This is a genomic window from Arsenicicoccus dermatophilus (assembly GCF_022568795.1).
GTDB lineage: Bacteria > Actinomycetota > Actinomycetes > Actinomycetales > Dermatophilaceae > Arsenicicoccus > Arsenicicoccus dermatophilus.
Genome location: NZ_JAKZHU010000001.1, coordinates 1,332,788 through 1,353,980, shown reverse-complemented (window position 1 = coordinate 1,353,980; position 21,193 = coordinate 1,332,788). Strand labels below are relative to the sequence as shown.

Sequence of the window (21,193 nt, the reverse complement as noted above, 5' to 3'; positions counted from 1 at the left end):
GCGTGACCAAGATCATGGGCTCGCCCACCTGGCCCACGGTCCTCAGCACGCTGGTGGCGGGGCAGGACCTCACCGTCGGGCAGGCACGATGGGCGATGGCCCAGATCATGGGCGGACTGGCGAGCCCCGCCCAGGTAGCCGGCTTCCTCATGGCCCTGCGGGTCAAGGGAGAGACCACCGACGAGATGCGCGGGCTGGCGGACCAGATGCTCGCCGAGGCGAGGCCGATCGAGGTCCCGGGCCCGACGCTGGACATCGTGGGCACCGGCGGTGACCGGGCCAACACGGTCAATATCTCGACCATGTCCGCGCTCGTCGTCGCCGGTGCGGGCATCCGGGTCGTCAAGCACGGCAACCGCGCAGCCTCCTCCAGCTCCGGCTCCGCCGACGTGCTCGAGGCCCTCGGCGTGTCGCTGGGACTGCCGCCCGCTCGGGTGGCGCAGGTCGCGTCCGAGGCAGGGATCACCTTCTGCTTCGCCCAGACCTTCCACCCCTCCATGGCGAATGCGGCGGTGCCGCGGCGCGAGCTCGGGGTCGGCACGGCCTTCAACTTCCTCGGGCCGCTCACCAACCCGGCGCGCCCGACCTTCGCGGCCGTCGGCTGCGCCGATGCACGTATGGCGCCCCTCATGGCCGGTGTCTTCGCCGAGCGCGGCGGGCGGGCCGCGGTGTTCCGCGGGGACGACGGGCTCGACGAGGTCACGGTGTCCACGACGACCACGGTGTGGTGGGTGGCGGACGACCAGGTGACGCTGCGGTCGCTCGATCCGGGGGACCTCGGCCTCGAGCGGCACGAGCTGTCCACCCTGGTGGGCGGGGATGCGGCCCACAACGCCGAGGTGGTGCGCGCGCTCGTGGACGGGGCCCTCGGGCCTGTGCGGGACGCGGTGCTGCTCAACGCCGGCCTGGCGCTGGCGGTGGCCTCGGAGCACGCGGCCGCTGCGACGGACGACGCGGCCTGGCTCGCCCTGGTGCGGGAAGGAGTCGCGCAGGCAGCTCTCTCGATCGACGAGGGACACACCGCTCGGGTGCTGGAGCGCTGGGTGGCGGCGACCGCGGGCTGACGGGGGTCCGGCTGTGGACGTCCCGCCGACCGTCAGCCCTCCAGCCCCAGGCTGAAGGCGGCCTCGAGGTCGCTGCGGGAGTAGGTGCGGAAGGCGATGTGCGTCTGGGTGCTCCGGACGCCGGCGACCTTGTTGAGCCGGTCGGCGATCACGTCGGCGAAGTCCTCGTGCCGCTCCACCCGGACCATCGCGATGAGGTCCACGTCGCCGGTGACGGACCAGACCTCGGTGACGCCGTCGATGGCGGTGATCGCCTCGGCGACCTCGGGGATGCGGTCGACATCGGCGGTGATCAGGACGATGGCGGAGATCATGGCGACAGCCTAGCCGCGGGCCATCCCGGAAAAGGCCAGGGCCGGTCCCGATCCGGGTCGCGCAGCGCGGCCACCAGGGGCTCCAGCCGGGCGTGCTCACGCTCGGCGCCCCGGGCCGGGCAGGTCCACTCGCCGTCCAGATCGACCAGCCGCACCCCCTCGGCCTCGAGCCAGCGCAGGACCAGCTCCATCTCCTCGACGGTGGCGGCAAGCCGCCCGGGTGGCGGGGTCGGCACGTCCTCGGCGGTCCGTCGCAGGGCCTCGAGATGGGGGACGGGGCCTGCGCCGGGTGGGGTGGTGGCCGCACCGGCGAGCCGCCCGTGTCGGACGCAGACGAGCTCCCACCCGCCACCAGGCAGCCGCCGGGCGGCCAGGATCTCGCGGATGCGGGTCAGCGGGAGCAACCGCTGGGCCCGGCTGGCGCCGCGGACGAGGGCGAGCATCCGATCCCGCACGTGCCCGGCCTCCTCGAACCGCTCGTCCTGCGACAACAGCGCCATCCGGCCCTGCAGCCCGTCGACGACCTCCGTGCAGTCGTGGACGAGCGCGGCGCGCACGCGGGCCGTGACCTCGGCATACGCCTCGGGGCCCTGGGCCCCGGTGCAGGGGGCGCCGCACCGTCCCATCTCGGCGAGCACGCAGGCGGTCCCACGGGGACGAGCGGGCAGTCGGCTCGTGCACTGCCGGACCGGCAGCACCTCGTGGAGGGCGGCCAGCGCGGCCTCGGCGGCGACCCGGGAGGTGAACGGCCCGCAGGACACCGCCTCCGCGTGCCGCACCTCCCGGACGATCGACAGCCGCGGGAAGGCCTCGCGGGTCAACGTGATCCACACCACCTTGTCCGGGTGACGCGACTGCCGGTTGTAGCGCGGCTGGTGCTCGGCGATGAGGCGCAGCTCGCGGACCTGGGCCTCGAGGCGGGTCGCGCACACCACGGGCGTGATCGACTCGGCGAGGGCCACCATCTCGGCCATCCGGGAACGGCGCTCGGCGGCCGTGAAGTAGGTGCGCGCCCGGGACCGGATGTCGTGCGAGGTCCCGACGTAGAGCGCACGGCCCTGGGCGTCCTTGAAGATGTAGACCCCCGGGCGGGAAGGCAGCCCGTCGGCGAGGTGCCGCTTGCGGCGCTGGGCCGAGGGGACCCGCGAGGTGAAGGTGCGCAGCTCGTCGAGGGTGACGACGCCCTGGTTGCCCACCCGCTCGATCAGGGCGTGGAGGACGTCGACCGTGGCCTTGGCGTCGTGCAGGGCCCGGTGGTCGGGGATGGTGCGGGTCGAGAAGAGCGCCGCGAGGGTGCCGAGCTTGTGGTTGGGCGCCTCGTCACGAGGGACGAGCTGGCGGGCCAGGTGCACCGTGTCGACGACCGGGGGATCCGGCCACTCCAGGCCCTCCTCCTCGCACGCGGCTCGCAGGAAACCGACGTCGAAGCGAGCGTTGTGCGCCACCACGACCGCGCCGCGCGCGAACTCCAGGAACGCGGGCAGGACCTGGCCGATGCGTGGTGCGTCGGCGACCATCTGGTCGGTGATCCCGGTCAGTACCGAGATGAAGGCGGGGATGGGGGAGCCTGGGTCGACGAGGGTCTGGAACTCGCCGAGCTCGACGCCGCCGCGCACCTTGACCGCCCCGATCTCGGTGATCGCCGACGTCGCGGGGCTGCCACCGGTGGTCTCCAGGTCGACCACGACGAAGGTCGTCTCGGCCAGGGTGGGGCCGAGCTCGTCGAAGGTGCCCTGCACGCCGACCGGGACCCCGGTGTCCGCGCCGCCGGGCGCGGGGGGCCACGAACCGCCGACACCACGGTCGAGGGGCATGGTGCTCATGGTGCAGACCCTAGGGCGAAGCACCGACAGACCTCGGGCAGAGCCCGTGAGCAGGGGGTATGTCGGTGGCAGCACCTAACGTCGTCCACGACGGCTCGCCGAGCCGCTGCCCGGCTCACCGGGCCCCCGGGCACCACGGGTGTCCTGGACAAGGAGACGCCATGCTGCTGGAGTGCCGCACCTGCCCCGCCTGCGGGGACGCCTGCCGCGACTGCCTCGTCAGCGCGCTCGTCGACGGGCCGCCGGTGGCCCTGGACCCGCGGGAGTCGGGGGTCGTCGCGCAGTTCCTGGCGGCAGGCCTGGTCGCGCCCGAGCACGCCGCCGGGCTGCGGGCCCGGCTCGCCCCGGTCGGTCCGCCAGGCCGGGTTCCCCTGGCCGTGGGCCGAGCGGGCTGATCGCGGCACCCGGGAGGCGGCACCGCAGACCACGGCGGACGGGAGACGCGCGGCCTGCGCCCGGGCGACGACCGCCGGCCTAGAGTGCCCGGCATGGATCAGGCCGGTCGTGACCGTGGGAGCTCGCTGCGCCCCTTCGTCGTCGGCGCGCTGGTGGCCTGCCTCGTCGTCCTGCTGGGCGCTGCCGGGCTGTCCTGGTGGGCACCCGGCGACGACCACCCGGGCTCCGGATCGTCCACCGGCCCGCAGGCCACCACCCCCTCGGCGTCCGCCCCGACTGGCCTCGGAAGTCCGCAGACCGGGAGTCCGCAGACCGGGGCGAGCACCGGACCCGGTGCCGCAGCCCGGATCGAGCTCCAGGAGCTCCTCGACCGGCGCGCCGCCGCGGTGCGCAGCGGAGACGAGGCCGGCTGGCTCGCCCCGCTCGACCGCTCCCGCCCTGAGCTGATCGCCCGCCAGCGCTCGTGGTGGCAGGGGCTCAGACTCCTGCCGATGTCGACCTTCACGCTGCGGCCGGCTGGGGGACAACCCTCCGCCGGTGCCCTGCCGGGCCGGACGTCGGTGGGGCCGGTGGAGGTCACCGTCGTGGGGGAGTGGGGGCTCACCGGCCATGACGCCAGACCCGCCCACCTGCTGCGCACCCTCGTGGTGCGCCGGACGGACGACGGGTGGCAGGTGCTGGACGACAGGCCGGCCACCGACGTGCGGTCCCCGCTCGACCTCGACGGGCTCGCCGCCCGGACCACGCCGGCCGGGGCCGTGCTGGGCAACGCCTCCGCGACTAGGATGGACGAGGTGGCCGCACTGCTGCCCGAGGCCCAGAGGATCGTCGACGGGGTGTGGGGGCCGTCGACGACCCGACCGGTCGTCGTGCTCCCCGCCACCGAGGGGGAGTTCGCCGCCCTCGCCGGTCGCGCGGGCACCCCGGTGCGCGGGGTCGCCGCCGTGACCTACGGCGAGCTCGAGAGGGGCCAGGTCTCCCGGGGCGACAAGGTGATCATCAACCCCGTCGCCTGGGAGCGGCTCGGCGAGCAGGGCCGCCGCATCGTGCTCACCCACGAGCTCGTCCACCGGGCCATCCGGACCACCACCACCCACCCGGTGCCGCAGTGGCTCTCCGAGGGCTACGCGGTCTGGGTGGGCTACCACGGGCTGCACGTCGACCGCCGCGCCGCCACCCCCGAGCTGCTCGCCCGGGTCCGGTCCCAGGGCCCGCCGACCGACCTGCCGGAGGACGCGGCCTTCGACCGGGCGGACCCGGGCACGGCCTACGACGAGTCCTGGCTCGCCGTGGAGCGGCTGGTGCAGGACCGCGGCGAGGCCGCGGTGACGGGCTTCTACCGGGCGCTGGCTGCCGGCGCCGCGGACGAGCAGGCCTGGAGGCGTCTCGGGACCACCCGCGCCGCCCTCGTCGCGGACTGGCGGCGCGACCTGGAGCAGCTCTCCCGACCGGGCTGAGCCGCCGGCGCTGCTGACGTCGAGGGGGAGGTGGGCCCGGCCCACCTCCCCCTCGACGTCCGACTCAGCCCCGGGCGCCGGACCCGCCGTACAGGTCGTCGATCTGCGCGGCGAAGTCCTTGACGACGAGGTGCCGCTTCACCTTCAGCGAGGGCGTGAGGTAGCCGTTGGCCTCGGTGAAGTCGTCCTCCAGGATCGCGACCTTGCGGATCGACTCGGCCCGGGAGACGGCCTCGTTGGCATGGGCCATCGCCGCGTCGATCTCCTTGAGCACCCGCGGATGGGTGCGAGCCTCCTCCAGGCTGACACCCTCCAGCCCGTGCCGCTGCGCCCAGCTGGGCCACATCTCCGGGTCCAGGGTGACCAGGGCACCGATGAACGGCCGCTGGTCGCCCACCACCACGCACTGGGACACGATGGGGTTGGAGCGCAACCGGTCCTCCAGCACGGCGGGCGCGACGTTCTTGCCCCCGGCGGTGACGATGATCTCCTTCTTGCGACCGGTGATCCGGATGTGCCCGGTGTCGTCGATCGAGCCCAGGTCACCCGTGCGGAACCACCCGTCGACGAAGGCGTCAGCCGTTGCCGCGTCGTTGTTGTGGTAGGCGCGGAAGACGTTGATGCCGCGGGTCTGCAGCTCCCCGTCCTCGCCCACGCGCACCTCGACCCCGGGCATCGGGTGCCCCACGGTGCCGATCTTGAGGTCGCTGACGGCGTTGACGGCCATCGGCGCGGTGGTCTCGGTGAGCCCGTAGCCCTCGAGCACGGTGACCCCGAGCCCGCGGAAGAAGTGGGCCAGGCGAGAACCGAGAGGAGCACCGCCGGACACGGCATACTGCACCCGCCCGCCCATGGCGTCCCGCAGCTTGGAGTAGACGAGCCGGTCGTAGAGCGCGTGCTCGGCGCGCAGCCGCAGGGGGACACGGCCCTCGTCCAGGGCCCGGCTGTAGGTGATGGCGACGCGCGCCGCGGCGTGGAAGATCTTGTTGGTGCGGCCGGCCTCGGCCTTCTGCTCGGCCCCGACGTAGATCTTCTCCAGGACGCGGGGGACGACCAGCAGGAAGGTGGGGCGGAACTCCGCGAGGTCGGGCAGGAGATTCTTGATCGAGGGGGAATGGCCGAAGCGCAGGCCGTAGTCGACCACCAGGACCTGGATCATGCGGGCGAAGACGTGGGCGAGGGGCAGGAACATCAGGGTCGACGCGTCGGCCACGACCTCGGGCAGGTAGTGCCGCGTGTTGTCGGACAGGCACATGAAGTTGGCGTGGGTGAGCTCCACGCCCTTGGGGCGCCCGGTCGTGCCGGAGGTGTAGATGATGGTGGCCAGGTCGTCCGGCCCGGCGAGGGAGGCGCGCTCGCGCACCGCGTCCTCCGGCACCTCTCGTCCGGCCTCGACGAGTCGGTCCAGGTCACCGCCCTCGATGCTCCACACCTGGGCCAGGCGCGGCACCCGGTCGCGGACGGCAGCCACCCGCGCCGCGTGGTCGGGGCCCTCGAGCACCACGCCGACCGCGTCGGAGTCCTCCAGGATCCACGCCACCTGCTCGGGGGAGCTGCTCTCGTAGATCGGGACCCCGACGGCTCCGGCGGTCCACAGCGCGAAGTCCGTCAGGGTCCACTCGTAGCGCGTGGCCGCGAAGATGGCGACCCGGTCGCCGGGCTCCACCCCGGACGCGACGAACCCGCGGGCCAGCGCCCACACCTCGTCCCGCCAGCCGGCCGACGTCACGTCGCGCCAGACTCCGTCCACGCGGCGGCCGAAGACCACGCGGTCGGGGTGCCGGGCCGCGTTGCGAGTCACCAGGCCGGCGAGGTTTCCCTCGGTCGGCGGGGGGACGATGATCGGCGTGCTGGTCGCGTCCACGCGAGCTCCTGTCGGTTGGCAATGCTGGTCTTGGTCTGGCCAATGCCGGTGTGACGTGCCGGGATGAGAGTCGGGAGGCGCCTCGCAGGCTATCGGCAACTCGTGGTTACCGGAGAGTAGTCGCCCCGGAGCGGATCGGCAGGTCGAGGTGGTGCTCCCCACATCGACCGCGCTGGCTAGGCTGGGGCCATGGCAGACCGCACCGAGTCCAGCATCGTCATCGCCGCCCCGCCCGCCGCGGTCCTGGATGTCATCGCCGACGTCGAGGCCTACCCCCGGTGGAACTCCGAGTTCACCTCCGTGGAGGTCCTCACCGAGGACGAGGGGTGGGCCGAGCAGGTGCGCTTTGCGCTCGAGGCCGGGCCGATCAAGGACCGCTACGTGCTGGCCTACGACTGGGACGTGGACGAGGACGCGCTCGGTGTCGTCTCCTGGCACCTGGTCGAGGCGGGTGTGCTCAAGGCCATGGACGGGTCCTACACCCTGGTCGAGACCGACGGCGGCACCCGGGTGACCTATGCCCTGACCGTCGACGCGAAGATCCCCATGCTCGGCGCGATGCGGCGCAAGGCCGAGCAACGCATCGTCGAGGGGGCGCTGCAGGGCCTCAAGGCGCGCGCCGAGGGCTGATGGCCGCCGACACGCCTACCGGCAGCACCTCCGTCGCGGAGGAGGCGGCCCGGCTCAAGGCGGCACTGCGAGAGCGTATGCCGGCCCCCACGGACGACCCCGTCCCCGGCGGCGGGCGACCTGGGCCCGGCCCCGCCGACCCCGAGCGCGCCGAGCCCGACTGCCCCCTGTGCCGCGTCAACCGGTTCGCCCACGACCTGGCCGAGGCCCTCACCCCCGACCTGATCGAGCAGGTCGGGCGCGGCCTGGGCACGCTGGGACGCACCCTGACCGACTGCGCCGACGCCCTGCGCCGGCATACCCCTGACCGATCCGAGACCACCGACCACGCCGAGCCGCCTGCCGCGCAGGCCGGTCCCCACCCTCACGAGGAGCCCGCATGACCCTGACCATCGGCCTGGACGTCGGCGGCACCAAGATCGCCGGGGCCGTCGTGGACGACGGCCGGGTGGTGGCGCGGGCCCGCCGCGAGACCGGCATCCCGAGCGCGGAGTCCGTGGCCGCGGGCTGCGCGGACCTGGTGCGCGAGCTGGCCCAGCACCACCGGGTCGAGGCGGTCGGCATGGCGGTGGCGGGCTTCGTCGACAAGGCCGGCGCCAACGTCGTCTACGGCACCAACCTCGGCATGCAGGACGAGCCGATGAAGCAGCGCATGGAGTCGCTGGTGGACCTGCCCGTGCTGCTCGACAACGACGCCAACGCGGCGGCGTGGGGGGAGTTCCGCTACGGCGCAGGGCGCGGCAGCGACGACATGCTCCTCGTCACCGTGGGCACCGGCATCGGCGGCGGGATCGTCGTGGACCGCCGGCTGCTGCGCGGGGCCTACGGCTTCGCGGCGGAGATCGGCCACGTCCAGATGGTGGCGGACGGGCCGGTCTGCGGCTGCGGCAACCGCGGCTGCTGGGAGATGTACGCCAGCGGCAGCGCCCTGCTGCGCTCGGCCAAGGAGCTCGTCGCGTCGGGCACCCCCCACGCCGCCCGGCTGCGCGCCGCCGCGGGCGGCCGCGCCAAGGACCTCAAGGGCCAGGCCATCACCGAGCTGGCCCGCCAGGGCGACCTGGCCAGCCAGGAGCTGCTGGAGGACCTGGGCGGCTGGCTGGGGCGGGGCTGCGCGAGCATGACCGCCGTCCTCGACCCGGAGCTGATCGTCATCGGCGGCGGCGTCGTCGACGCCGGCGACCTGCTGCTCGACCCGGCCCGTCGGGCCTACCTGCGGCACCTGACCGCACGCGGTCATCGCCCCACCCCCCGCCTCATCGCGGCGACGCTCGGCAACGACGCGGGGATGATCGGCGCGGCCTCCATCGCGGCGGAGTTCGGCGCCGGGGCGGGCCGCGGCGAGAGCGACGACCGCGGCGTCGACGGCACTCGGGCGGGCGACGAGGAGCAGCCCGCGTGAGCGGCCTGGCCATCGGCATCGACATCGGGGGCACCAAGGTCGCGGGCGGGGTCCTGGACCAGGACGGCGCCATCGTGCACCGCGCCCGCCGGGACACGCCCCACCGCAGCAAGGCCCCCGAGGTCGTCGAGGACACCATCGTCGGTGTCGTCGACGACCTCCTGGCCCAGGTCGGTGCCCCCGTCGTGGCGGTCGGCATCGGGGCGGCGGGCTGGGTCTCCGCGGACCGGGCGACGGTGCTCTTCGCCCCGCACCTGTCGTGGCGCAACGAGCCGCTGCGCGAGCGTCTGGCAGCCCGGATCGACGCCCCGGTGTACGTCGACAACGACGCCAACGCCGCCGGATGGGCCGAGCACCGCTTCGGCGCCGGCCGGGGCGAGACCCACCTGATGATGATCACGCTCGGCACCGGGATCGGCGGCGCCCTCGTGCTCGACGGCGCCGTGCAGCGTGGCCGCTTCGGGGTGGCGGGGGAGTACGGCCACATGATGGTGGTGCCCGGCGGCCACCGCTGCGAGTGCGGCAACCGCGGTTGCTGGGAGCAGTACGCCTCCGGCAACGCACTGGTCCGCGAGGCCCGCAGCCTGCTGCTCGCGAACTCCCCGCTCGCCCACGACCTGCTGCAGCGTCTCGGTGGCGAGCCGCAGGACCTCACCGGCCCGGTCATCACCGAGTCCGCGCAGGCGGGTGACCGCACCTGCGTGGAGCTCATCGCGGACGTCGGGCGCTGGCTGGGCACCGGCCTGGCCAACCTCGCGGCCGCCATCGACCCGGGGACCTTCGTGATCGGCGGCGGGGTGAGCGCGGCAGGCGACCTGCTGCTCGAGCCCGCCCGGGAGACCTTCGCCCGCGAGCTGACCGGCCGTGGCTACCGCCCGATGGCCCGGATCGTGCAGGCCCGCCTGGGCAACGAGGCCGGCCTGATCGGGGCCGCCGACCTGGCCCGGTCCGCCGTCCTGGCCGGGTGACCTCCCCGGATCGGCCGGTGCGGGTCGCGAGCTACAACCTGCGGGACTTCCTCGACGACCGGCGGGCCGCCGCGACGGTGGTGCGGGCGATCGACCCCGACGTGCTGCTCCTGCAGGAGGTGCCGCGCCGGGCCTGGCCCGCCCCGCGGGTGCGGTCCTGGGCCTCGGCCGCCGGCCTGCGCTGGCCCGGCGGCCACCTGGGAGCGGGCGGGACCACGGTGATGCTCTCCGACCGTGTGGTCGTCGAGTCGTGCGTGCACCGCGGGCTGCCCGTCCCGCCCGGCCAGCGCACGCGAGGGTATGCCGAGGCGACGGTGCGCCTGCCCGCGGGCGTGCGGCTCACCGCGGCGAGCGTCCACCTCGGCCTCTTCGAGGGCCAGCGGCTGCGGCACGTCCGACAGGTCCTGGCGACGCTGCCCGCCACGGGTCCGCTCGTCCTGGCGGGCGACCTCAACGAGGGGGAGGGTGCACCGAGCTGGACGACGCTGGCCTCGCGGCTGACCGAGCTGTCGCCGCCCGGACCGACATACCCCTCCTGGGACCCGGTCGCGCGCCTGGACGTGGTGTGGGGCCGGGACGTGGACCGCGTCGCCGGACCCGAGCCGCGCCTGGACCCGGGCCTGCTGTCCCGGGCCACGGATCACCTGCCGGTGTGGGTGGACCTGCGGGTCGGCTAGAGCCGGGCGCCGTCGTCGAAGGGATCGTCCTCGCGCCGGTCCCGGGGGAGGCGCACGACCAGCCCGACGAAGGCCGCGACGGTGGCCAGGCCCAGCAGCCACATCAGGATCCGGGGGCTGGTGCGCCCGGTCAGCGTCATCACGACCAGCAGCAGGGGGCACACCGCCAGGCCCACGGCGATGGCCCACCAGGCGGGATCGCGCTCCAGGGACGGCATCGGGGCCGGCGGGGGCGGGGTGAAGGTCTCGTCGTCCGGATCCGGGTCGGGGGACCAGGTGCGGTGGTCCGAGGCCATCGACAGGCCCTTGCCGTCGCGATAGACGAGCCAGCGGTCGGTCGCCCGCTGCTGCTGGGCGGTCGGTGCGTCGGGGCCAGGGGGGACCGGGCCGGCCGGGGGCTTCGCGGTCGCCGGCGGTGTCGTCTCGGCCGGCGGTAGGGACATCCGCGACGCCGGGCCGGCCGCGGGAGCCGGGGTCGGGGGCGGCCCGGCAGGGGTGGGCGGGGGTGTCACGGCCGGACCGGTCGGCTGCGCCCCGTCCTGGTCCGTCGCGTGGCGGTCACCGCCGGGGCGACGGTCGATGCCGGGGCGGTCCGGAAGGTCCGCCTCCTCGTCCCAGCCCGCCATGATCTGCGCGAAGCGCGCGTCGATGTCATCGGGGTCGGTCGTCGCCATGGAGCTCTCCTGGGTGCGCCGCTCGTCCACCGGCGCCGCTGCCTCGCGTCCGCTGCCCCCCGTCGCTGGAGGCGCCCGCCCAGCCTAGCCGCGCCTGGGCTAGAGTGCGGCTCACGCGCTCAGAACGAGGGGTCCACGTTGCTCTACTGGTTCTTCAAGTCCCTGGCCCTCGGCCCGGTGCTCAAGCTGCTCTTCCGCCCGTGGGTCGAGGGGGAGGAGCACGTGCCGACGCGAGGTGGCGCCATCATCGCGAGCAACCACCTGTCCTTCTCGGACTCCTTCTTCCTGCCGCTCGTGCTGAGCCGGCGGATCACCTTCCCCGCCAAGATGGAGTACTTCACCGGACGCGGGCTCAAGGGCCGGCTGACCGCGGCGTTCTTCCGCGGGGTGGGTCAGATCCCGATCGACCGGTCCGGAGGCAAGGCCAGCCAGGCGGCGTTGCGGTCCGGGCTCGAGGTGCTGCGCCGCGGTGAGCTCTTCGGGATCTATCCCGAGGGCACGCGTTCGCCCGACGGTCGTCTGTACCGCGGCAAGACCGGCGTCGCGCGCCTGGCCCTCGAGGCCGGCGTGCCGATCATCCCGGTCGCTATGATCGGCACCGACAAGGCCCAGCCGACCGGCCAGATCATCCCCAAGGTCATGCGCATCGGCATCCGGTTCGGCGAGCCCGTCGACGTGAGCCGGTATGCCGGGATGCAGGAGGACCGCCACGTGCTCCGGGCCGTCACCGACGAGGTCATGTACTCCCTCATGGAGCTGTCGGGGCAGGAGTACGTCGACGAGTACGCCGCCACCCGCAAGCAGCGGATGCTCGAGGCGGCCAAGGCCCGCGCCGAGGACGCCCGGACCAAGGCGCGCGAGCTGCAGGACCAGACCCGGGTGCGCACCGACGAAGCCCTCCTGCGCGCCAAGGAGCTCCAGGAGCAGACCAAGGTCCGCGCCAAGGAGCTGGGTGACCCGGCCCGGCTGCGCGAGCTGGGCGACGAGGCCTTCCTGCGTGCCAAGGAGCTCGGCGACCCGGCCCGGCTCAAGGAGCTCGGCGACCACACGCGCGCCAAGGCCGAGGGTGCCCTGGCCCGGGCGACCAGCCGCGAGGGATCCCCGGCGGCGGGCGAGGACGTCCGCGAGGGCCGACACCGGAGCGACGAGGGCTGACCCGTGCCCGGGGCGAGCCCGGTCGGTCCGGTCGAGCACGGGGTCTGGCGGGGCATCGAGCTCGCCCGCCCGGTCGCGCTGACCTACGCCGTCGTCATGGTGGCGCTCCACCAGGAGGACATGCGTCGCCCGTGGGTGGCGTGGACCGTGCTGGCCGTCCTCGGCTGCTGGGCCACGCTCGCCGGCCTGCGCCGCTGGCGCGGCCGCGAGGCCGTCCTCGTCGAGCTCGGTCTCGTCTGCGTCGCGATCCTGCTCACGACCCTGGTGCACACCGGTGAGTCCATCACCGCCGGCGCCACCACGATCCCGGCGATGTATGCCGCCATCCCCGTCGTGGCGGCCGCCGCCGTGGACGGTGCCCGCGGGGGCCTGCCGGCCGCCGTCGCCGTGACCTGCGCCAACCTCTGGGAGGTCGGCCGGCCCAACGGCGGCACGATCTACAACACGCTGCTGCTCTTCCTGCTGGCCGCAGCGACGGGCGTGGGCGTCGAGCTGGGCCGTCGGCACCAGGGCGCCCTGGCCGAGGCCACCCGGCTGCGGGCCGAGGCCGCCGAGCGCGAGCGCCTGGCCCGGGTGGTCCACGACGGGGTCCTGCAGCACCTGGCCTTCATCCACCGGCGTGGGCTGCAGCTGGGAGGCGAGGCCACCGAGCTGGGCGACCTGGCTGCCCGCTCGGAGGCGGACCTGCGCCGGTTGATGGCGACCGGCGGCCAGGCGGGCGGCTCAGCCTCCGCCGGGGGGTCCGACCCCGCGCAGTCGGCCGTGCCGGTCGACATACGACCTGCGCTGCAGGCGCTCGGCGGACCCGGCACCCAGGTCGTCGTGCCCGCCACCCCCGTGACCCTCACCAACCACCGGGCGGCCGAGCTCGTCGCCGCGGTCGCCGCCTGTCTGGACAACGTGGCGCGGCACGCGGGCGACGACGCCCGCGCCTGGGTGCTCCTGGAGGACCTCGGCGACAGGGTGGAGCTCACCGTGCGCGACGACGGCCGGGGGATCGAGCCGGGGCGCCTGGAGGCTGCTGCCGCGCAGGGACGGCTCGGGGTGGCCACCTCGATCCTGGGAAGGGTGCGCGACCTGGGCGGCCGGGCGAGCTATCGCGGTGGACCTGGTCGTGGCACCGTGGTGCACCTGTCCGTCCCCCGCACCCCTGAGGATGTCCGATGAGCGAAGCCCGCCCGGTCACCGTGCTGGTCGCCGACGACCACCCCATCTGGCTGGACGCCGTGGCCCGCGACCTGGGGCAGAGCGGCTTCCAGGTGGTCGGCACCGCTGCGGACGGCCCGGCGGCGGTCCGGCGAACCGCCGTGGTGCGACCCGACGTGCTGGTCCTCGACCTCAACCTGCCCGGCTGCTCCGGCGCAGACGTGTGTCGTCGGCTCTCCGAGGCCGAGGTCCCCACGCAGGTGCTCATCCTGTCGGCGAGCGGGGAGCAGGAGGACGTGCTGGAGGCGGTCAAGGCCGGGGCACGGGGATATCTGCTGAAGTCCGCGGGCCGTGACGAGCTCGTCGCGGCCGTGACCGCGACGGCGCAGGGGCGGGCGGTCTTCACGCCGGGCCTGGCGGGGCTGGTGCTGGGGGAGTACCGACGCCTGGCGGCGGAGCCGCAGCCCGAGCCCGCGGGTGACCCCGTGCCCGAGCTGACCGCCCGGGAGGTCGAGGTGCTGCGGCTGGTCGCCACCGGGCTGTCGTCCAAGGCGATCGCCGCGGAGCTGGAGATCAGCCACCGCACGGTCCAGAACCACGTGCAGAACACGCTCGTGAAGCTGCAGCTGCACAACCGGGTCGAGCTGACGAGGTTCGCGATCGACCGGGGACTGGCCGAGTCGGACCGAGCACCTGGCCGAACGGCTGGGACCGGCGCATGACGTCGAGGTCGTCGGGCGCCCCTGGCCGCGTGTCGCCGCGGAGTCAGAAGGTCGGGAAACGCTCGCTCGTCTGCTCCGGCGGCAGCGTCTGCTCGCGCAGGACCTGCAGGAGCCGGGCGTCCACGCCCCCGTCGACGAGGCGCATCTCGAGGTTCTCGATGCCGGCCCAGGTGGCCAGGTCGGCGGCCGGGTCGCCGGTGTAGCCGAGCCGCTCCAGGCGGCCGCGGACGTCCTCCAGCAAGGCGCCCTCGAGGGGCAGGACCCGGGTCGGACGACCGAGGTGCAGCTCGTTGAGCACCGCCAGACGCTGCAGCTCCTGCAGGGGCTGCGGGTGGTCGTCGACCCGCAGGTCGGCCAGGACCCCGCAGCTGTCGTAGCCCGCGCCGGGCGAGGTAGCGTAGACGCCCGCGCTCTGCCGACCCCGGCGGTCGCCGCCGGCCCGGTCGCCGGCCACGAGCGTCTCGACGAGCCGGTCGACGAAGGGCAGGTGGGAGCCCTCGAGCCAGGCCCGCTCCATCGCCTCGACCACCTCGGGGCCGGTCAGCAGGTTGCCCTGGATCGCGTAGCCCCCGCTCTGGTCCCGGCCGCACACCCCGCCGCTCCAGGGGAGGCACTCGTCGCCGGTCCACGTCGCCTGGGTGCCGGCCCCGACGAGCCCGACCTGGCGGGTCTGCGCCCGCGGGTCCTCCAGGGTGATCCGGGACAGGGCCTCGGGTGCCTCCAGGCCCTCCTCCAGCCGGTCCAGCGCCGCGACGCGGTATCCGGCGTTGGCGAGCGCCTGGCTGGCGACGGCCCCCGCCCCGGGCCGCACCATCCCCACCGTGCTGATGGCCGCGAGTGACTTGCTCGCGACGGCCACTCCATAGGTCTGTGCGACGTTCGCCACGATCGAGAAGGTCATGCCAGCGACCCTAGCCTGTTGCCCGTTTCGCGGACGGCCCGGAAGCGACCGTCCTCGCCCACTACCCTGAGTTCGTGACGACGACGGCGACCACGACGGCGACCACCGACCCGACCACGGCCCTGGACACCTGGCGTGACCTGCCGGCGGCCCAGCAGCCGACCTATCCCGAGGGTGCGGACGTGCAGCAGGTGGTGGACACGTTGAGCGCCATGCCGCCGCTGGTCTTCGCGGGGGAGTGCGACCAGCTCACCGAGCGGCTGGCGGCCGCGTCGCGGGGCGAGGCCTTCGTGATGCAGGGCGGCGACTGCGCCGAGACCTTCGCCTACGCCACGGCGGACAACATCCGGGACCGGGTCAAGACGCTGCTGCAGATGGCGGCGGTGCTGACCTACGGCGCGAGCGTGCCCGTGGTCAAGATCGGGCGTATGGCGGGGCAGTACACCAAGCCTCGCTCGTCCGACGTCGAGACGCGGGGCGACGTGACGCTGCCCGCCTACCGCGGCGACATGGTCAACGACTTCGAGTTCACCGAGCAGTCGCGCACGCCGGACCCGCAGCGGATGCTGCGCGGGTACCACGCGAGCGCCGCGACCCTCAACCTGGTGCGGGCCTTCACGGCCGGCGGGTTCGCCGACCTGCGGCACGTCCACTCCTGGAACCGCGGTTTCGCCGCCAACGCGCAGTACGCGCGCTACGAGTCGATGGCCCGGGACATCGACAAGGCCATGCGGTTCATGACGGCCTGCGGCGCCGACTTCGAGGCGATGCGGTCCGTGGAGTTCTACGCCAGCCACGAGGCGCTGCTGCTGGAGTACGAGCGGGCGCTGACCCGCATCGACCACCGCACGGGCCGGGCCTACGACACCAGCGGGCACATGGTGTGGGTGGGCGAGCGCACCCGCCAGCTGGACGGCGCCCACCTGGAGTTCGTGTCGCGGATCAGCAACCCGGTGGGCGTCAAGCTCGGCCCCAAGGTCACCGGTGACGACGTCATGCGCCTCGTCGACAAGGTCGACCCCGACCGGCGCCCGGGCCGGCTGACCTTCATCACGCGGATGGGCACCAGGACCATCCGTGACGCCCTCCCCGCGATCGTCGAGCGGGTCCGTTCCGAGGGCGTGCCCGTGGTGTGGGTCACCGACCCGATGCATGGGAACACGCACACCAGCAGCACCGGCTACAAGACGCGCGACTTCGACGACGTCGTGGACGAGGTGCGGGGCTTCTTCGAGGTCCACCGCTCGCTGGGCACCGTGCCGGGCGGCATGCACGTGGAGCTGACCGGCAACGACGTGACCGAGTGCACGGGCGGTGCCAACCGGATCGACGACGCCGGTCTGGCCGAGCGCTACGAGACGGTCTGCGACCCGCGGCTCAACCACCAGCAGAGCCTGGAGCTGGCCTTCCTCGTGGCCCAGATGCTGTCCGACCGAGCCGCGTCCGAGCCGACGCGAGGCTGACGACCGTCCTGCGCGGGGGCTGTGAGAGAGTTCCCCCATGCACAGCCGCAGCGAGCCGAGACCGGTGCCCCCGGGCCAGCGGCTCGTGGCCGAGCTGCCCGTCCAGCACTACGGCCGGGTGCCGACCCTCGACGAGGTGACCTGGACCCTGACGCTGTGCGGGGCGACTGGGTCGGGGGGTCGGCGGGTGCTCACCTGGGCGGACCTGATGGCTCTGCCGCAGGTGGAGCTGGTGGCCGATCAGCACTGCGTGTCCAAGCTGACCCAGCAGGACGTGTCCTGGCGCGGCGTCCGCGTGCGGGACGTGGTGGAGCTCGAGCCACCGGTGGACGGGGCGGAGCACACGCTGGTCTCCGCGGAGTACGGCTATGCCAGCTCGGTGGCCCTGGCCGACCTCCTCTCCCCGCGGACCCTGCTCGCCACGCACCGCGGCGGTGAGGCGCTGACGCCGGAGCGGGGCGGTCCGGTGCGCCTGGTGATCCCGCACCTCTACGGCTGGAAGGGCCCGAAGTGGGTCCGTGAGATCGAGTACCACCACGACCCGGTCCGCGGATTCTGGGAGCAGCGTGGCTATCACCTCGTCGGTGACGCGTGGCGGCAGGAGCGCTACTCCTACCAGGGCTGAGCCGACCCGGGTCCGGTGGGCAGTCGGCGGCGCCAGCCCGTATGCCGAGACGCGGTGCGCCGGCGCGGTGGGCGGGCGCCGTGCCCGGTCAGGGCTCGTGGTGCAGCGCCTCCGCGGGCGGGTCGACCAGGGCCGGGATGTCGCCGCGGCGCCCCGCCAGCTCCACGACGTACATCGCGGTCATGATCAGCCCGCCGCCGACGACCATCCGCCACCCCACCTGCTCCCCGCCGAGGAGCACCGCGAAGACTGCGGCGAAGACCGGCTCGAGCGTCATGACGATCGCGGCGCGGGCGGCCGACAGGTGAGCCTGCCCCCAGGTCTGGGCCCACAGCGCGACGGCCCCGGCGAAGACCGCCATGTAGACCACCGCCCACCACTGACCGCCACCCAGGGGCAGCCGGATCCCGTCGACGGAGGCCGCCACGACGCTGGTCGCGGCGATCGCGAGCATCTGCACCGTCGACAGGGCGGTGGCCAGAGCGGCGCTCGTGGCGCGGCCGACCCCGAGGATGTGCAACGCATAGACCACGGCGCAGCCGAGCGTGAGCAGCTCGCCGGTCCCGAGGCCCACGCCGTCGCCGCCCAGCGACAGCGCCGTCAGCCCGCCGACGGACAGCAGGGCGGCGACCCAGGTCTCGCGCGTGACCTCGTCGCGCAGCAGGAGCGCGCCGAGGAAGGGCGTCAGCACGACGTACAACCCGGTGATGAAGCCGGAGCGGGACGCGGAGGTGTGCGCCAGGCCGACCGTCTGCAGGATCTGGGCGGCGGCATAGACCAGCCCGAGCAGCAGACCGGCGACCCAGCCCCGGCGGTCGAGCGCTCGCAGGCTGCGGCCGAAGACCGCGAGGAGCAGCACCGCGGCGATGGTGAACCGCACGGCGAGGAAGTCGAGCGGGTCCATGCTGTCGAGCAGGTCGTGGATGAGGTAGAACGTCGATCCCCACACGGCGGTGACCCCCACCAGGACCAGCGTCGCCAGGCGGGTGCGGGAGGCCGCCATCTCAGACCACCACGATGGTGACGGTGCTGCCGCGCGGCATGCGGGTGGGCCCCGGGCTCTGCCGGGAGACGAGCCCGAAGACCTCGCCGAGGGGGCTGGTCACCTTGACCGTGAAGCCCGCCGCCTCCAGCGCCTGACGGGCGTCGTCCTTGCTGCGGCCGACGACACCGGGCACGAGGACCATCTCGGGTCCCTTCGACAGGGTCACGGTGACCGACTGCCCGGCGTGCAGGGTGCCGGTGGCCGGGGACTGCGTCACGATCGACCCGTCCGGGACGGTGCTGGAGAAGGCCCGAGCGGGGTTCTCGGCATAGCCCAGACCCACCTCGCTCAGCACCTTCCGGGCGCTGGTCGGCGTGCGGCCGAGGACCGACGGCACCGGGATCGGGCGCGGCCCCCTGCTGACGGCGAGGGCGACCTTGGTGAAGGGCCTGAGGGAGGTGCCGGGCGCGGGGTCGGTCCCGATGACCGCCCCCGCGGGCACCTGCTCGTGATAGCTCGTGCGGATCGTCCCCGGGGCGAGGCGGGCATCCCGCAAAGCCCGCTCGGCATCGGCCTGGGAGCGCCCGGCGAGCGCAGGCACGGGGTGGCGCTCAGGGCCTCGGGACACGACGAGGGACACGTCGTCGGTGCGGTGCAGAGGCGTGCCCTGGTCGGGCGAGGAACGCACCACCATGCCCACGGGCACGGTCTCGTCGTACACCTCCTCCACGGCCGCCTCGAGGTGGGCGCGCTGCAGCCGGGAACGGGCCTCGTCGACGTGGATGCGTCCCAGCGGGGGGACCTTGGTCATGGCCCCGGGTCCGGTGACCAACCACCAGCCACCACCGGTCCCACCCAGGGCGAGCAGCGCGACGAGCGAGACGACGACCTTGGCGGGGACCCGCCGTCGGGGACGCTCGATCTCGTCGCCGTCGATGGGACGGCCGAGCACGAGCGGATCGGGCAGCGGGGCCTTGCCCGCCGGGGCTTCCTGGGTGATGGCAACCGTCTCGGCCCGCCGTGACACCTCGGCGGTGCGTGAGGCCGATCCGTGGTCGGTGGCCGAGCCGGCGGCGGAGCCGGCCGTGTCAGGGAGGCTGGCTCCGGGTGCGCAGGAGGCCCTGTCGTCGCCGTCCGTCCCGGCCTCGGCCCCAGGGACCGGCTCCACCACGCGGGCCCCGGTGAGATCCGTCCCCGAGGTCAGGGCAACCGTGGGGTCGTCGACCCCGGGCGCCTGCGCGGAGGGCCGACCGTCCAGCTGCGCCGAGGTCAGGGCAGCACGCACCTGACGCAACCGGGCGGCGAGCTGGGTCCCGTCGCCGGACCGCCGGGAGGGGTCACGGTGCGCGGCCACCGCGACCAGCTCGTCGAGCTCCTCGGGAATGCCCGGGACGATCGAGCTGGGGGCAGGCACCTGGGTGTGGACATGCTGGTAGGCCACGTGGATCGGCGACTCGCCCTGGAAGGCCTTGCGGCCCGTGAGCAGCTCGAAGAGGATCAGGCCCGCGGCGTAGACGTCGCTGCGGGCGTCCGCGGTGCCGTGCTCGACCTGCTCGGGCGACAGGTAGGAGACGGTCCCCAGGATGGTGCTGCTCGCCGCGGTCGCCGTCTGCGTGGTCAGCGCGCGGGCGAGCCCGAAGTCGGCCACCTTGACCTGACCGTCCTCGCGGATGATGACGTTCTCCGGCTTGACGTCCCGGTGCACGATGCCGGCCCTGTGGGCCAGGCCCAGCGCCTCGGCGACCGGGATCAGCAGGTCCAGCGCGGCACGCGGGGTGAGCGGTGCCTCGGCCTGGACGACCTCGCGCAGCGTGCGACCGCGCACCAGCTCCATGACGAGGAACATGTCCACCCCGTCGGCGCCCTGGTCGTAGACCGCGACGACGCGAGGGTCGTTGAGGCGGGCCGCGGCTCGCGCCTCACGTCGGAAACGGTCCGCGAAGGCCTGGTTGTCGGCGAGCCCGGGCCGCAGCAGCTTGACCGCCACCGAGCGCTCCAGCCGCTCGTCGAGCGCCTCCCACACCGTGGCCATCCCGCCGTCGGCGACATGACGCACCAGCCGGTAGCGTCCGTCGAGGACACGCCCGGGCTCGGCGCGGGGGGTGGGGGTGGGCACCAGGTGATCCTAGGTGGGGACCGTGCCCGCCCTCACATCCGTGCGCGGTGTGCCTTGACCTGGGCGACGTAGCGGCGGGTCTCGGCATACATCCCGCGCTGCCGGATCGACGGCAGACCCTGGTAGTAGCCACCGATCGCGGTGTCGTCGTCGCCCGCCGCCGTCCGCAGCTGCTTGAGGATGACGACGCCCGCGGTGACGTTGTCCCGAGGCTTGGCCAGGTCGAGGGGGCGCCCGGCAAGGCGCGAGGCCCAGGCGGCGTTGGCGGGCATGACCTGCATGATCCCGCGCGCGCCGACGGGCGAGGTGACGTCCTGGCGCCAGCTGGACTCCTGGAGGGCGAGCGCCTGGGCCAGGCGAGGATCCACCCCGTGCTCGGCGGCGACCCGGGCGACGAGGGCTCGCACCTGGGCCTGGCCGGCAGGGGTGGGACGCCGGGAGGTCGCGGGACGGGGAGCAGCCGGGCGGTGGGCCGCAGGACGGGCCGCGGCGGAGCGATGGGCGGTGACCGGACGGGCGGTGGTGGGCGAGGCCGCCCGCCCAGGGATGACCAGGCGGGCCCCGGGAACCAGGTGCCTGCCGCCGAGGGGGAGGGCGTTGGCGGCGACCAGGTCGCCCAGGGGGACTCCCGCCCGGCGGGCGATGTCATAGCTCGTGTCCCCGCGGCGGACGGTGTGGGTCCGAGGGGCGGGGGGCAGGGGCGAGGCCGGGGCGATCGTCTGAGCGAGAACGGCAGCGGCAAGGCCGGCGACGAGAGGCATGCAGGTCCTTCGATGGGGATCAGGATCGACACATCCGTAATGAATGGTGTCGA

The 21,193-nt window shown here is 74.1% G+C and carries 21 protein-coding genes; 13 read left to right on the top strand and 8 right to left on the bottom strand.

Going from position 1 to position 21,193, the window contains the following annotated elements; genetic code table 11:
• The first annotated feature begins 14 nt into the window (after positions 1-14).
• Positions 15-1,064: an anthranilate phosphoribosyltransferase gene (gene trpD, locus MM438_RS06320; RefSeq protein WP_241453334.1), complete on the top strand. Its 1,050-nt coding sequence runs from the start codon at positions 15-17 to the stop codon at positions 1,062-1,064.
• A gap of 32 nt (positions 1,065-1,096) precedes the next feature.
• Here the strand turns inward: trpD and MM438_RS06315 are convergent, their stop codons facing one another.
• A complete protein-coding gene (locus MM438_RS06315; protein ID WP_241451665.1) occupies positions 1,097-1,378 on the bottom strand; it encodes an Lrp/AsnC family transcriptional regulator in 282 nt (93 codons plus the stop codon).
• Positions 1,375-3,192, bottom strand: coding sequence for a DEDD exonuclease domain-containing protein (locus tag MM438_RS06310; protein ID WP_407568315.1), 1,818 nt, complete (start codon positions 3,190-3,192; stop codon positions 1,375-1,377). Before MM438_RS06310 ends, MM438_RS06315 begins: the two co-directional genes overlap by 4 nt.
• Before the next feature lie 170 nt (positions 3,193-3,362).
• On the opposite strand from MM438_RS06310, the gene MM438_RS06305 reads away from it, so the two are divergent.
• Both MM438_RS06305 and MM438_RS06300 read left to right on the top strand, forming a co-directional pair.
• Positions 3,363-3,596 carry a hypothetical protein gene (locus MM438_RS06305; RefSeq protein WP_241451663.1) on the top strand — a complete coding sequence of 78 codons (234 nt, stop codon included), beginning with the start codon at positions 3,363-3,365 and terminating at the stop codon, positions 3,594-3,596.
• A 93-nt stretch (positions 3,597-3,689) separates the two neighbouring features.
• Positions 3,690-5,054 carry a hypothetical protein gene (locus MM438_RS06300; RefSeq protein ID WP_241451662.1) on the top strand — a complete coding sequence of 455 codons (1,365 nt, stop codon included), beginning with the start codon at positions 3,690-3,692 and terminating at the stop codon, positions 5,052-5,054.
• A 64-nt stretch (positions 5,055-5,118) separates the two neighbouring features.
• Here MM438_RS06300 and MM438_RS06295 read toward each other — a convergent pair whose 3' ends face one another.
• On the bottom strand, positions 5,119-6,918 hold the full coding sequence (locus MM438_RS06295; RefSeq protein WP_241451661.1) for an AMP-dependent synthetase/ligase: 1,800 nt from the start codon (positions 6,916-6,918) through the stop codon (positions 5,119-5,121).
• 189 nt (positions 6,919-7,107) lie between these two features.
• Here MM438_RS06295 and MM438_RS06290 point away from each other — a divergent pair, with 189 nt between their 5' ends.
• Genes MM438_RS06290 through MM438_RS06270 form a run of 5 tightly spaced genes read left to right on the top strand, consistent with a single transcriptional unit; the run spans position 7,108 to position 10,592 of the window.
• The gene (locus tag MM438_RS06290) at positions 7,108-7,548 is read left to right on the top strand and encodes an SRPBCC family protein (protein WP_241451660.1); all 441 of its coding nucleotides are present in this window, start codon (positions 7,108-7,110) and stop codon (positions 7,546-7,548) included.
• Positions 7,548-7,931 (top strand): hypothetical protein, encoded by a 384-nt coding sequence (locus MM438_RS06285; protein WP_241451659.1) that lies wholly within the window; start codon positions 7,548-7,550, stop codon positions 7,929-7,931. The genes MM438_RS06290 and MM438_RS06285 overlap by 1 nt, the downstream gene beginning before the upstream one ends.
• Positions 7,928-8,947, top strand: coding sequence for an ROK family glucokinase (locus MM438_RS06280; RefSeq protein WP_241451658.1), 1,020 nt, complete (start codon positions 7,928-7,930; stop codon positions 8,945-8,947). The genes MM438_RS06285 and MM438_RS06280 overlap by 4 nt, the downstream gene beginning before the upstream one ends.
• The gene (locus MM438_RS06275) at positions 8,944-9,915 is read left to right on the top strand and encodes an ROK family glucokinase (RefSeq protein WP_241451657.1); all 972 of its coding nucleotides are present in this window, start codon (positions 8,944-8,946) and stop codon (positions 9,913-9,915) included. The genes MM438_RS06280 and MM438_RS06275 overlap by 4 nt, the downstream gene beginning before the upstream one ends.
• The gene (locus tag MM438_RS06270; RefSeq protein ID WP_241451656.1) at positions 9,912-10,592 is read left to right on the top strand and encodes an endonuclease/exonuclease/phosphatase family protein; all 681 of its coding nucleotides are present in this window, start codon (positions 9,912-9,914) and stop codon (positions 10,590-10,592) included. The genes MM438_RS06275 and MM438_RS06270 overlap by 4 nt, the downstream gene beginning before the upstream one ends.
• On the opposite strand, the gene MM438_RS06265 is transcribed toward MM438_RS06270, so the two are convergent.
• Positions 10,589-11,266, bottom strand: coding sequence for a hypothetical protein (locus tag MM438_RS06265; protein ID WP_241451655.1), 678 nt, complete (start codon positions 11,264-11,266; stop codon positions 10,589-10,591). The genes MM438_RS06270 and MM438_RS06265 overlap by 4 nt on opposite strands.
• 138 nt (positions 11,267-11,404) lie before the next feature.
• Here MM438_RS06265 and MM438_RS06260 point away from each other — a divergent pair, with 138 nt between their 5' ends.
• The 3 genes from MM438_RS06260 to MM438_RS06250 are packed head-to-tail and all read left to right on the top strand — an operon-like array spanning position 11,405 to position 14,289.
• On the top strand, positions 11,405-12,421 hold the full coding sequence (locus MM438_RS06260; RefSeq protein WP_241451654.1) for a lysophospholipid acyltransferase family protein: 1,017 nt from the start codon (positions 11,405-11,407) through the stop codon (positions 12,419-12,421).
• Positions 12,422-12,424: 3 nt separating this feature from the next.
• Positions 12,425-13,588, top strand: coding sequence for a MacS family sensor histidine kinase (gene macS / locus MM438_RS06255; protein ID WP_241451653.1), 1,164 nt, complete (start codon positions 12,425-12,427; stop codon positions 13,586-13,588).
• Positions 13,585-14,289 (top strand): response regulator, encoded by a 705-nt coding sequence (locus MM438_RS06250; protein ID WP_241451652.1) that lies wholly within the window; start codon positions 13,585-13,587, stop codon positions 14,287-14,289. Before macS ends, MM438_RS06250 begins: the two co-directional genes overlap by 4 nt.
• Positions 14,290-14,332: 43 nt before the next feature.
• On the opposite strand, the gene MM438_RS06245 is transcribed toward MM438_RS06250, so the two are convergent.
• Positions 14,333-15,190: a DUF1028 domain-containing protein gene (locus MM438_RS06245; RefSeq protein WP_241451651.1), complete on the bottom strand. Its 858-nt coding sequence runs from the start codon at positions 15,188-15,190 to the stop codon at positions 14,333-14,335.
• Between the two features lie 74 nt (positions 15,191-15,264).
• Here MM438_RS06245 and MM438_RS06240 point away from each other — a divergent pair, with 74 nt between their 5' ends.
• Together MM438_RS06240 and MM438_RS06235 are read left to right on the top strand one after the other, a co-directional pair.
• Positions 15,265-16,653, top strand: coding sequence for a class II 3-deoxy-7-phosphoheptulonate synthase (locus MM438_RS06240; RefSeq protein WP_241451650.1), 1,389 nt, complete (start codon positions 15,265-15,267; stop codon positions 16,651-16,653).
• 37 nt (positions 16,654-16,690) lie between these two features.
• The gene (locus tag MM438_RS06235) at positions 16,691-17,278 is read left to right on the top strand and encodes a molybdopterin-dependent oxidoreductase (RefSeq protein ID WP_241451649.1); all 588 of its coding nucleotides are present in this window, start codon (positions 16,691-16,693) and stop codon (positions 17,276-17,278) included.
• Positions 17,279-17,366: 88 nt separating this feature from the next.
• On the opposite strand, the gene MM438_RS06230 is transcribed toward MM438_RS06235, so the two are convergent.
• From MM438_RS06230 to MM438_RS06220, 3 genes are read right to left on the bottom strand one after another with little or no spacing between them, the layout of a single operon-like run.
• Complete coding sequence (locus MM438_RS06230) at positions 17,367-18,281, bottom strand: DMT family transporter (RefSeq protein ID WP_241451648.1); 915 nt, start codon at positions 18,279-18,281, stop codon at positions 17,367-17,369.
• A gap of 1 nt (position 18,282) precedes the next feature.
• Positions 18,283-20,379 carry a Stk1 family PASTA domain-containing Ser/Thr kinase gene (gene pknB / locus MM438_RS06225; RefSeq protein ID WP_241451647.1) on the bottom strand — a complete coding sequence of 699 codons (2,097 nt, stop codon included), beginning with the start codon at positions 20,377-20,379 and terminating at the stop codon, positions 18,283-18,285.
• 32 nt (positions 20,380-20,411) lie between these two features.
• Positions 20,412-21,140 carry a lytic transglycosylase domain-containing protein gene (locus MM438_RS06220; protein WP_241451646.1) on the bottom strand — a complete coding sequence of 243 codons (729 nt, stop codon included), beginning with the start codon at positions 21,138-21,140 and terminating at the stop codon, positions 20,412-20,414.
• Between the last annotated feature and the right edge of the window lie 53 nt (positions 21,141-21,193).